Raw genomic sequence first — 11,661 nt, forward strand, 5'->3', positions numbered from 1 at the left:
GCTATATCATAAATTTTAAGTAATCCTTAAGAGGGATTACTTTTTTTGTTTTGTTTCTATAAAAGATTTAATCCTTTCCCATAAACCTACCTATTAGCTAATATTCAACGTCCTCCTACAAGCAAATACCTGGTGTAAAAACTAACTTCCTTCTTTCTTATAATATGGTGCAATAATCTTCTGAAATTGAAATTTGGCTATAAACTTCTCTCATATATATAAGTAGCAATAATGACTGAATCAACTAAAATAGGCGAACTCTTATAATAATAAGACGTACTATATAGTACATTGGTCTAGAAATTGGAGGTAAAAGTATGCATCATCCATTTTGGAATTCACATCCGCATCATCCCCAGTATCCTATGAGAAACGGTGTTCAAGGTCATGTACAAACGGATCATCAATCAATCATGCAAATGTTCATGAATCTTGAAAATCAAATTACAAACCTTGTAAAAGCAATCGAAGCAAATAATGAATTACTTAGACAACTTGAACAAAAACAAAATCAAGTTGTAACTAGTGGCGGTGGATCAGTCATTGTTAGGATGTAATGACAATGGCTTGTAAACGAATAGAAGAACTATAAAGGAGGTGTCACAAAAGTTAAAGTACTTTTGAACCCCTTCTTTTTTATTTGATTTTTTTTCATAACGTACACTGAAAAACACGAAAAAACCCACAAGATACTGTTCTTGTGGGCTATCATTTATTGTTTCTATATTAAGAGTTAACTAATACAGCTTTAAATTCTTCTGTTAATAAAGGTAATACTTCGAATAAGTCACCAACGATTCCGTAGTCAGCTACTTTGAAGATATTAGCTTCTGGATCTTTGTTAATTGCAACGATTACTTTAGAGTTTGACATACCAGCTAAATGTTGAATAGCTCCTGAAATACCACATGCAATATATAAATCAGGTGTTACAACTTTACCAGTTTGACCAATTTGTAAAGAGTAGTCACAATAGTTAGCATCACATGCACCACGAGATGCACCTACAGCAGCACCTAATACTGAAGCTAATTCTTTTAATGGATTAAAGCCTTCTTCACTCTTAACTCCACGGCCACCAGCAACGACCACTTTCGCTTCTGAAAGATCTACACCTTCACTCGCTTTGCGCACAACATCTTTGACGATTGAACGTAAGTCTTTAATTTCAACTGAAACAGTTGACACATCACCAGTGCGAGAAGCGTCTTTTTCTAAAGCTGAAATGTTATTTGGACGGATTGTCGCAAAAATAAATGGATCTACCATAACTTTTTTCTCGAATGCTTTACCTGAGTAAATCGGACGAGTGAAAACAATATTTCCACCAGCTACTTCGATTGCTGTAACATCTGAAATAAGACCACTTTGCATACGAGCAGCAAGTTTAGGAGATAAATCCTTACCTAAAGCTGTATGACCAAATACTAGACCTTCTGGTTTTTCTTGGTCAATAACTGCTAAAAGTGCTTGAGAATATCCATCAGAAGTATATGATGCTAATTTTTCATCTTCAACAACGATTGCACGATCTGCACCGTATTGAATCATTTCAGTAGCTAATGCACTTACTGATTTACCTACTAATACAGCAACTACTTCTCCGCCCTCAGCAACTGTTTTAGCCGTACTTACTGCCTCAAATGAAACATTTCGTAGTGATCCTTCACGAACTTCGCCTAATACTAATACTTTACGTGACATGTTATTTCCCTCCAAAATTTTCTATTACGATATTAATCTATTATTCTGTTCTAATATTCAATAAAATTAGATTACTTTTGCTTCAGAACGTAGTAACGAAACTAATTCTTTTACTTGATCCTTTAATTCACCAGTTAAAACTTTGCCCGCTTCTTTCTTCGCAGGTAGGTAAATTTCAATTGTTTTCGTTTTTGCTTCAACTTCATCTTCTTCTAAATCTAGATCATCTAATTCTAATTCATCTAAAGGCTTTTTCTTAGCTTTCATAATACCAGGTAAAGAAGGATATCTTGGTTCATTTAAGCCTTGTTGAGCAGTGATTAATAATGGTAAAGATGTTTCGATAATTTCTGTATCACCCTCTACATCACGTTCGATTGTAGCAGTCGTACCATTAATGTCAATTTTAGTAATTGTTGTCACGTAAGGAATATTTAATAATTCAGCAACGCGTGGACCTACTTGACCAGTTCCTCCATCAATTGCAACATTACCTGCTAAAATAATTGAAGGATCTTTATCTTCTAAGTATTTAGCAATAAGTTTAGAAGTTGTATATTGATCAGCATTTGTAACATCATCTTCAACGTTAATTAATACAGCTTTATCAGCACCCATAGCTAGTGCTGTACGAAGTTCTTTTTCACTATCTTCGTTACCAATTGTTATAACAGTTACTTCGCCTCCATGAGCGTCACGAATTTGAATCGCTTCTTCAACTGCATACTCATCGTATGGATTTATAATAAATTCAGCGCCATCCTCTTGGATTGCACCATTTGAAATTGTAATTTTCTCTTCAGTGTCAAATGTTCTTTTTAATAGTACATAAATGTTCATTGTTATACCCTCCCAGGAAATGTAACTACATCTATTTTTTTAAAATATTAAACTACTTATTTATTAAACACTGGTTTTCTTTTTTCTAAAAATGCCGAAATACCCTCTTTTGCATTTTCAGTTGTAAAAATTTCTCCAAATAATTTAGACTCTTCTTCCACCGCTTCATGATATGAATTAGTTCTAGTAGAAGATAGTAATTGTAGAATATATTGAATTGATTGCATACTTTTATTAGCAATTTTAGCTGCTACTGAATTTGCTTCATCTAATAAAGTTTCTTCTGGCACTACAATTGTAGCTAATCCAAATTCCTTAGCTTCAACACCAGAAATTGGTTCAGAAGTCGCAAGCATAACTAACGCTTTATCTTTACCTACATAACGTGGTAATCGTTGTGTCCCAGCAAAACCAGGAATAATTCCTAAGTTTAATTCAGGTAAACCAAGTTTTGCGTTTTCTGCAACAACTCGAATATGACAGCTCATTGCAAATTCTAGTCCGCCACCTAATGCAGCTCCGTGAATTGCTGCGATGATCGGCTTAGAATAATTTTCAACACGATCAAAAACTAGTTGACCTCTTCTTGCAACAGCTGCTGCATCTTCAGCATTTTTGAAAGAAGTAAATTCTTTAATATCTGCACCTGCAGAGAAAAATCTACCTTCTCCATGAACAACTAAAACGCTTACATCATTGTTATTTTCTAATTCATCTAAACGCTTAACTAAATCAGCAAATACAACCGAAGACATTGCATTTGCTGGTGGATTTTGAATTGTTAATAATGCAATACCATCGGATATTTTACATTGAATTAAACTCACAACTATTCCTCCCTATTTTTCAAAATGTACTAGAACGTTAATTTTGGTACCCGCATCCTCTTATTAACAGTTGGTGAACTTTATCGGCTTTTGACTCTAAATCTTGTTTTTGACCGGTCATTACCCAATGGGTCATCACTTCATCAATCGTGCCGAAGATCATTTGTCTAGCTGTACGAATATCCAATTGTTTATCGAACAAACCACTATTAATTCCTTCATTTAAAATTGAATCAATGATATGTAGATACTCTTTTAGTACCTCATTTATTCTTAATCTCAGGTCAATATTTGTTTGTCTTACTTCCAATTGCATAACGATTGCTAAATGCGAATCTTTAGACATTTCATAAAAGTGAGTTTTTACCAACATTAATAATTTCGATATCGCGTCCGGTTTACCTTCAATTTTTTCACGAATTTTTTCAGTAAAATTTCCCATCTTCTCTTCAAACAGTGAAATTAAGATGGATTCTTTATTTTTAAAATACAAATAGATTGTTCCGTCAGCTACTCCAGCCTGTTTTGCAATTTTAGAAACCTGCGCCTGATGGTAACCATTTTCAGCAATTACAACAACTGCAGCATCAATTATTTGTTTATATTTTGGTTTATCTCTTTTCATTTTTTATTTACCCCTTCTTACAGTGAATGAATAATCATTCATATTCTCATAATACAAATTTATCAGAAAATTGTCAATTGTCCTGTAATATTTTTTATTGTATAAAGTTTCTTTACAAAAGCTTTTATTATTCTTTTTAATCTTTGTATCTTCATTCAATTTTATCAGGTTTCTTTTCCAATCAATCTTTAAATTTATTTTAACATAGCATTTTGATAACAGTTCGTAAAATAAAGAGGGATGCCTATGTGATCATCCCCCATATATTATTATATTAAATTTTCATCAGAATCCTCAGGTTTCGTATTCTTTTGTTTTTCTTCTTCTAGTAATGTTCTTCTTAAGATTTTACCAATCATTGTTTTTGGTAATTCATTTCTAAATTCATAAACTCTCGGAACTTTATAGGCTGCTAAATATTTCCGACAAAAATCATCTAAATCAGCCTCAGTCACTGATTTTCCTTCTTTTAATACAATATAAGCTTTCACCGTTTCACCACGATATGCATCAGGAATACCAACTATAACTGCTTCTTTTATAGCCTCGTGTTCATATAATACTTCCTCAATATCTCTAGGGTAAACGTTAAACCCTCCTGCATTGATCATATCTTTTTTACGGTCAACGATATAAAAGAAGCCTTCTTCATCCATATAGCCTAAATCACCTGTATATAACCAGCCATTTTTTAACGTGGTTGCGGTTTCCTCTGGTCGATTCCAATACCCCTTCATTACTTGTGGTCCTGAAACGATTAATTCACCAATTTCACGATAAGGTAATTCTTCGTCAGTTTCTAGAGATACTATTTTAGCATCTGTACTTGGCCAAGGAACTCCAATGCTACCCGTTACTCGCTTATCCCATAGGAAATTACTATGTGTAACTGGAGAAGCTTCTGACAAACCATAGCCCTCTACTAATTTTCCACCTGTCACTTTTTCAAATTGATCTTGAACTTCAACAGGTAATGCTGCAGACCCACTTAAGCAAGCATGAATACATGAGATATCGTTATTTTTTAAATCAGGATGATTTAATAATGCAATGTACATTGTTGGTGCACCAGGGAACAATGTAGGTCGATATTTATTGATCGCCTGAAGCATTTGAGTTGCATCAAATCTCGGAACGATAATCATTTCATATGCACACATGATTGATAAATTCATACAGGTCGTCATTCCATATACATGAAAAAATGGTAAGACAGTCAAAATCTTTTCTTGGCCCTTCTTACTTTTATATAACCATTTCTCTGCCATTAACGTATTTGACGCTAAATTTTTATGTGTAAGCATGACACCTTTAGGAAATCCAGTAGTTCCTCCAGTATATTGAAGGATTGCTACATCTTCTACACTACTTGAGAGATCCTGTTCAATCGGTGCAGATATTTGCATAATAAAACTAAATTGATGAATCGAGTGATCATTAGGAATCTCAGGTGCCTTTGGCTGTTTTGAATATGGATATAACAGTCTTTTAAAAAATGGTAAATAGTCCTTAATCCCAGTAACGAAAATATGTTGTAGATTAGTAGATTTTTTCACTTCATACACTCTATTAATTAATAAATCTAAACAAATAATAGCTGTTGCACCACTATCATTCATTTGATATTCAAGCTCACGTTCTGTATATAGCGGATTTGTTTGGACGATAATTGCTTCTGCATAAAGAATCCCATAATAAGCAATTACTGCTTGAGGGCAATTAGGAAGCATAATTGCAACTCGGTCGCCTTTTTTAATTCCTAAATTCCTTAAGAAATTGGCGAATCTTAAAGACTGAATATAAATTTCATTAAAGGTCATCGATTTTCCAAGGAAATTAAGCGCTTTCTTAGCTGGATATTTTGAAGCTGTTTGCTTTAAATATGTTGGTAATAAATCAAACTGTTCGTCTAATGTAGCTGGTATTTGCTCTGGATACTGACTCACCCAAGGCTTTAATCTTGGTTCCTCCATACCATTCACCACCAGTATTTTAAAAGTATGTTCATACTAAAATTAGTATATGTAACAAATTTCAGCTATACAATCAAAATATTAAGAATATTTAATCACTAGTGGATTTTGAATATGTTTTGGAAATTAATGTACTAATTGATCAATTACTTCATCGCTATCATAGTAAAAATTAGGTGACATATCGGTGCGATTAGTCAATAATCCAAAATTGTATTCATCAAAGTTTTCTAAAGTGAGAGATTTGACTTTTCCCCCATTTGATAAACTTTTTACAAGTTTAAAAATAAATGAGTATTGCGAGTCAAAATTAGTTGTTGCAAGGTGAAATATCCCTTTTAAATCATTTTCAATAATTTTTCTTACTTGCTTAGCGATTCCTGTATCAATTGCATGATTTAAAAAAATATTATCATATGCGTCAATTTCTTGACCCTTTTCTATTTTATCTTTTATTTCATTTAGTCTTGGTGATTGTTTTCCCCAAACCATTGGCAATCTTAATATGATCCCATTATCGCCAATCTCATTCTTAATTAATTCTTCACATTTTATTTTAAATTGTCCATAATCTGATTCGGCAACAGGAAGATCGTTTTCAGCGTGATGCTTTGAAACTTCTCCATCAAAAACATTTGTTGTAGAACAAAATAAAAATTTCGTTGAAGTTGATTTTATTTTTTCTACTATTTTAGAATGCGCCACAAATTGAACATTAAAATCACCACGTAAACAAGAAACAATTACATCTGGACAAATATGGTCAATCCAGGTCAAAATTTTCTCTGAATCATTAATATCCCATTGTAATTGATGATCATTTTTCAAATCTAATTTTGTTTGATTAAACGTTCCATAAACGTCATAATCAGGAGAAAATTCTTTTATTAAAGCCTTCCCCACTAGTCCACTAGCACCTAAAATTAATAATTTCATTGCCTCTCTCCTTTTTACAAAATATTTAATAAACTTGTGATATATTGAATGTATCATAATTAACTGTGTTTACAAAGGTCATAAATTTATAGTCCAGACTAGTTGCAATCTTTTAATCAAACAGACATAAATGATAACAGGGAGTGGGGTTCATATGAAAGCAAAGGTTCTTTTAAACAACCGTATTGTCGATTTAAAATCTGCAAATGTAAATATTTTAGATCGAGGTTATCAATTTGGAGATGGCGTTTATGAGGTTATTCGTTTTTTCAATAAGTCATATTTTGAACTCGATGCACATTTAATTCGCTTGAAGGAAAGCTGTGAAAAGATAGTAATACCTTTTAAAATGCACCTGAAAAAGCTTGAAAGTGATTTAGTTTATTTAATGAATACTTGCGATTACGATAATGGATATGTTTATATCCAAATTAGTAGGGGTGTAATGAACCGTAATCATATTTACCAAGACGAAGCTAATTTAAAGCCACAACTGATTGCATATACAGTAAGAGAAGATCATAGACCATTACAGCAAATGGAAAAAGGAATAACTGCTTATATAACGAATGATATTCGATGGCTTCGCTGTGATATAAAAAGTTTAAATTTATTAGGTAGTGTTTTAGTAAAAAATGAGGCTTACGCTAAAGGAGCGAAAGAAGCAATTTTGCATAGGGATGGGATCATTACAGAAGGATCAGCAACAAACGTTTTTATCGTAAAAAACTCTACTTTATTCACTCATCCTGCCAATCACTTAATTCTAAATGGGATCACCCGAAAAGTGGTACTTGAAATTGCGAAAAAAGAAAGAATCGAAGTAAAAGAGATACCATTCTCAATTGATGAACTTTTAAATGCAGATGAAGCTTTTACGACAGCATCAGTTTCTGACATCTTACCTGTTACTTCAGTTTTAATTGAAGAAAAATCCTATTCTATCGGTTTAGGAAAGCGTGGAGACATAACAAAGAGAATTCAAGATTCATATACTAATTTAATTGATAAAATTCCGCAGGATCAGTCAACTAACTAGACTACACTATATAGCATTATATAAACGCATAAAAATCTGTTGGTTTACTTTAGTGAGGAGTGACTTGATTTGGCAATTATTATAGCAATTTTGATTGCCTTATTTGGTGCAGCTCTTGCTCTCGTTTTTACTATAGGGCAATCTAGAAAACGAAAATACATCATATGGGGTATCGCGAATATGATAGCCATTGGACCATTTTTGTCATTTGCCATTGGAATTACGTACGCTATTATCGAAGGAAATGGCTGGGCAGGGATGTTAATGTGGGTATTGTATCCAATCATATTTGTTATTGGTCTCATTCAATTAATTATAGGGATTTTCATGAAAAAAAGTTCTGATAAAAACATTTACAAGTACCATTAGTAACTTAAAAGTATAGCCTGTATCTTAGACTAGAATGATAAGATACAGGCTTTTTGTTGTTTTGCTAACTATCGAATTGCAACTTAATAAACAGTTTTAACTATTGATTAGAGTCTTGTTCAGGTGATTTTATTTGAATAAATGTAATATAGAATAATTTTCATATATAAAATGTTACATACTGCAAAATCCTGTACTGTCATTGTAATTTCATTTTTAGAAATAGGCTTTAATGTTTATGAAGTAAATATGTAAAAAGGGTGATTGCTATGGCAAGGTTAACATCGTATGTAAAACGTATTTTTAATTCATTATTTACAAATATAGCTGTGGCAAAAGGAAAAAAAATAACCGTTTACAAATCAAAAATATGGATTAGTTACGGTGATAGTATCACTTCGTCTAACGGATGGCAGCCTGCTGTTGCGGAAAAGTTAGGCTTGACTCATGTTAATAGAGGAATTGGCGGAACAACTATAGCTGAAAATGCTTCAATTGCTTGGATTGATAAGAATGGAAATTACAAAGGACAACCACCTAAACCACAGCCAAATGGCACGACAGAAATTTTATCAAGTATGTGTAACAGTCAAAGGATCAATGCAACGATTCCACTTAATACTCAACTTTTAACAATAATGGGTGGAACAAATGACTTTGGTAGAGGTATTCCTTTAGGAAAAGGGTTCCCAACAAATGAACGTCCCAATTTAGACGAATCTACTTTTATCGGTGCTTTGTGTTCAATGATTGAAAAAATACAAACAAGGTTACCAAATTGTAGAATTATTCTTATGACGCCTGTACCTAGATATCACAACGGAAAATATGAAGATAAAAATAAAGCCGGTTATTTAACATCTGATTATGCTAGAGCTGTAAAAGATGTAGCTACCTTTTACGCATTGCCATGCATCGACCTATACTCTACTGTTGGGTGGAATAGAATGAACGGTGAATATTATTTAATTGATAGTATGCATCCAAATAAAACAAGAGGATATAAACGAGTTTCGGAGATTGTAATTGGAGAGTTAGAGGTTCTACAGCAGGATGCTAAAAGTAGTATAGAAGAAGAGAATAATAATCATACAACAGAAAATTAGACAATAAAAAATAGATCTCAAGAGTCAGCAATTTGACCTATGAGATCTATTTTTTTTATTGTCTTTTTAATAATCTAGCAACATCTTTCCACTTTACTTTTTCACTGTAATACATTACACCATTAACATAAATACGGCTAGCAACACGAGTTAAAAACATTATTGAAACGATTAAGATTAATATACTAGCACTTATTTCTATAAAATTCATTTCTCCACTTACAAATCTAGAAAATGCTACAAGTGGAGCAAAAAATGGAATATATGAGCTAATTTGAACAAATGTGCCACCTGGATTTACTAATGCATTTATACTAATAAAGAATGCCGCTACGACTAAAATAGTGATTGGCATCAGTACCATTTGAAGCTCTTCTGTTCTTGACACAACTGATCCAATTGCAGCGTAAAGTAGTCCATAAAGTAAATAGCCTAATAAGAAATAAACTATAAATGCAATGATGGTTGTAGTATCTAATGCTTCTAAATCTATTTTCATTCCGAAAAAAGTTATCGCATTCGCATTAACCCAGCCTAATAGATTGGCAAAAAGAAATCCTATACCTAATACAATTAATTGTGCACAAGCTACAAAAAATACCGCAATGACTCTTCCATATAAAGTCACGACAGGACTTACTTTTGGTAGTAATACTTCCATTACCCTAGAAGACTTCTCAGCAACAATTCCCGTTGCAATTGAGTTTCCATAAATTAATAGAAACATATACAATAAGAAACCGAAAAAGTAAGCAATTCCGAATGTAGCCATAGGATTTTTTAGAACTTTTTCATTTACTTCTACTTTTTGCAATAACTTAGTTGCAGATTCAGGCGATAGCTTTAAATCTTGAGCAGTTTTATTTAAGTAATTTTGCTGCAAAGTCATATTTACAACTGAAAGCACTTCACTATTTGAAAACTTTTTATACGTATATTGAATTGACGGGACATTGTTCTTTTCGGAAAGAATAAGCAGTCCATCTTTTGAACCATCTTCAATTTGATTTTTTAAATCTTTTTCTTTCGATGCATCGCTCTGCTCGATCTTTGCAGATTTAATCGTTTTGTTTAAATTAGCACTATCTACCGAATAATTTTTTGAGTTATCGATTAATACAATTTTATCTTTATCCTTATTACTCTTTTCTGTACCAGCAAAATATTTTTGTACTCCAAATATTCCAACGACTAATACAAATAAAATAACACTCATAATCATCGTTGCTCTCGCCAAAAGACCTTCACGTAAATGAAATAAAAAGACCGTACTAAACTTCTTCATTTATTTCGCCCTCTCTATAAAGATATCATTTAGTGTAGGTTCTAATAATTGGAACTTCTTTATCGAACCCAGGTCTGACTTAATACGATTTAAAATCGTAAAAGCCTCCTCATCACTTTTAACCTTTACGTAAATTCCTAATTGCTTTTGTTCATAACTTACATTATTGGAATCTAGTATTTGTTTAATCGATGTTATATCTTCTAAAATTAAATTTCTATACCCATAGTCTTCTTTTAAGCTATTTAAACTACCTTCCGCGACTACATTACCGTTCTTAAGTATACAAACATGCTCACAAAAAGCCTCCACTTGATCCATACGGTGGCTAGATAATATGACCGTTTTCCCTTTCTGAATTTGTTCGGTAATAATTGATGCCATTAACTCTGCATTAACTGGATCTAGTCCACTAAATGGCTCATCTAAAATAATCAATTCAGGGTTATGTAATAAAGTTACAATTAGTTGAATTTTTTGTTGGTTACCTTTTGAAAGCTCCCCAGCCTTTTTATTTCGATAATGTGGTATTTCTAGACGGTCTAGCCAATATGTTATTGCTACATCAACCTCTTTATTAGACATACCTTCTAATTTCCCGAAATATTTAAGCTGATCAACAACCTTGCTTTTTGTAAATAATCCTCTTTCTTCTGGTAAATACCCTACCTTAACTTTATCGGATTTAAATGGGCTCCCTTTCCAAGTTATTTCTCCTTTTGTAGGTGTAAGAAGACCTAATAACATTTTAATGGTGGTCGTTTTACCTGCTCCATTTCTACCTAATAAACCTAATACTCTTCCTGTAGGCAAAGTCAATGACAATTCGTTAACGGCAATAGTATCTCCAAAATTTTTAGAAAGCTGTTTTATTTCTAAAGTCAACGCTCTTCCCCCTTTGAAGTTTAAGTAAAAGTATACTTAAATATAATTCCTATACTTTAAGCATACTTTTAA

The 11,661-nt window shown here is 32.5% G+C and carries 12 protein-coding genes; 4 read left to right on the forward strand and 8 right to left on the reverse strand.

Annotation, left to right across the window (positions count from 1 at the left end; all coding sequences use genetic code 11):
- The first annotated feature begins 317 nt into the window (after positions 1–317).
- The gene (locus CN514_RS05270; RefSeq protein ID WP_098231706.1) at positions 318–557 is read left to right on the forward strand and encodes a hypothetical protein; all 240 of its coding nucleotides are present in this window, start codon (positions 318–320) and stop codon (positions 555–557) included.
- Between the two features lie 169 nt (positions 558–726).
- Here CN514_RS05270 and CN514_RS05275 read toward each other — a convergent pair whose 3' ends face one another.
- The 6 genes from CN514_RS05275 to CN514_RS05300 all read right to left on the reverse strand — a co-directional run bounded on the left by CN514_RS05275 (position 727) and on the right by CN514_RS05300 (position 6,905).
- On the reverse strand, positions 727–1,704 hold the full coding sequence (locus CN514_RS05275) for an electron transfer flavoprotein subunit alpha/FixB family protein (protein ID WP_098231707.1): 978 nt from the start codon (positions 1,702–1,704) through the stop codon (positions 727–729).
- Positions 1,705–1,770: 66 nt separating this feature from the next.
- Positions 1,771–2,544 (reverse strand): electron transfer flavoprotein subunit beta/FixA family protein, encoded by a 774-nt coding sequence (locus CN514_RS05280; protein WP_097978376.1) that lies wholly within the window; start codon positions 2,542–2,544, stop codon positions 1,771–1,773.
- Positions 2,545–2,600: 56 nt separating this feature from the next.
- The gene (locus CN514_RS05285; protein ID WP_286141577.1) at positions 2,601–3,371 is read right to left on the reverse strand and encodes an enoyl-CoA hydratase; all 771 of its coding nucleotides are present in this window, start codon (positions 3,369–3,371) and stop codon (positions 2,601–2,603) included.
- Between the two features lie 37 nt (positions 3,372–3,408).
- Entirely contained in the window at positions 3,409–3,996 is a 588-nt protein-coding gene (locus CN514_RS05290) for a fatty acid metabolism transcriptional regulator FadR (RefSeq protein ID WP_056472373.1), read from the reverse strand.
- Positions 3,997–4,265: 269 nt separating this feature from the next.
- Positions 4,266–5,969, reverse strand: coding sequence for an AMP-binding protein (locus CN514_RS05295; protein WP_098231708.1), 1,704 nt, complete (start codon positions 5,967–5,969; stop codon positions 4,266–4,268).
- 126 nt (positions 5,970–6,095) lie between these two features.
- Positions 6,096–6,905, reverse strand: coding sequence for a sugar nucleotide-binding protein (locus tag CN514_RS05300; protein WP_176525803.1), 810 nt, complete (start codon positions 6,903–6,905; stop codon positions 6,096–6,098).
- A gap of 154 nt (positions 6,906–7,059) precedes the next feature.
- On the opposite strand from CN514_RS05300, the gene dat reads away from it, so the two are divergent.
- The 3 genes from dat (at position 7,060) to CN514_RS05315 (ending at position 9,419) form a co-directional block, all read left to right on the forward strand.
- Complete coding sequence (gene dat / locus CN514_RS05305; protein WP_176525804.1) at positions 7,060–7,944, forward strand: D-amino-acid transaminase; 885 nt, start codon at positions 7,060–7,062, stop codon at positions 7,942–7,944.
- A gap of 69 nt (positions 7,945–8,013) precedes the next feature.
- Positions 8,014–8,313 carry a hypothetical protein gene (locus CN514_RS05310; protein ID WP_098231711.1) on the forward strand — a complete coding sequence of 100 codons (300 nt, stop codon included), beginning with the start codon at positions 8,014–8,016 and terminating at the stop codon, positions 8,311–8,313.
- A gap of 269 nt (positions 8,314–8,582) precedes the next feature.
- Positions 8,583–9,419 carry an SGNH/GDSL hydrolase family protein gene (locus CN514_RS05315; protein ID WP_098231712.1) on the forward strand — a complete coding sequence of 279 codons (837 nt, stop codon included), beginning with the start codon at positions 8,583–8,585 and terminating at the stop codon, positions 9,417–9,419.
- A gap of 55 nt (positions 9,420–9,474) precedes the next feature.
- Here CN514_RS05315 and CN514_RS05320 read toward each other — a convergent pair whose 3' ends face one another.
- Positions 9,475–10,704 carry an ABC transporter permease gene (locus CN514_RS05320; RefSeq protein ID WP_098231713.1) on the reverse strand — a complete coding sequence of 410 codons (1,230 nt, stop codon included), beginning with the start codon at positions 10,702–10,704 and terminating at the stop codon, positions 9,475–9,477.
- Positions 10,705–11,589 carry an ABC transporter ATP-binding protein gene (locus CN514_RS05325; RefSeq protein ID WP_098231714.1) on the reverse strand — a complete coding sequence of 295 codons (885 nt, stop codon included), beginning with the start codon at positions 11,587–11,589 and terminating at the stop codon, positions 10,705–10,707. It abuts the gene before it with no gap.
- Positions 11,590–11,661: the final 72 nt, after the last annotated feature.

The sequence above is a fragment of the Bacillus sp. AFS001701 genome (genome assembly GCF_002559405.1).
GTDB lineage: Bacteria > Bacillota > Bacilli > Bacillales > Bacillaceae_G > Gottfriedia.

Coding starts and splice junctions, on each gene's coding strand:
- CN514_RS05300 (WP_176525803.1), bottom strand. CDS start 6,905: ATGAAATTATTAATTTTAGGTGCTAGTGGACTAGTGGGGAAGGCTTTA.
- CN514_RS05280 (WP_097978376.1), bottom strand. CDS start 2,544: ATGAACATTTATGTACTATTAAAAAGAACATTTGACACTGAAGAGAAA.
- CN514_RS05315 (WP_098231712.1), top strand. CDS start 8,583: ATGGCAAGGTTAACATCGTATGTAAAACGTATTTTTAATTCATTATTT.
- dat (WP_176525804.1), top strand. CDS start 7,060: ATGAAAGCAAAGGTTCTTTTAAACAACCGTATTGTCGATTTAAAATCT.
- CN514_RS05295 (WP_098231708.1), bottom strand. CDS start 5,969: ATGGAGGAACCAAGATTAAAGCCTTGGGTGAGTCAGTATCCAGAGCAA.
- CN514_RS05290 (WP_056472373.1), bottom strand. CDS start 3,996: ATGAAAAGAGATAAACCAAAATATAAACAAATAATTGATGCTGCAGTT.
- CN514_RS05320 (WP_098231713.1), bottom strand. CDS start 10,704: ATGAAGAAGTTTAGTACGGTCTTTTTATTTCATTTACGTGAAGGTCTT.
- CN514_RS05275 (WP_098231707.1), bottom strand. CDS start 1,704: ATGTCACGTAAAGTATTAGTATTAGGCGAAGTTCGTGAAGGATCACTA.
- CN514_RS05270 (WP_098231706.1), top strand. CDS start 318: ATGCATCATCCATTTTGGAATTCACATCCGCATCATCCCCAGTATCCT.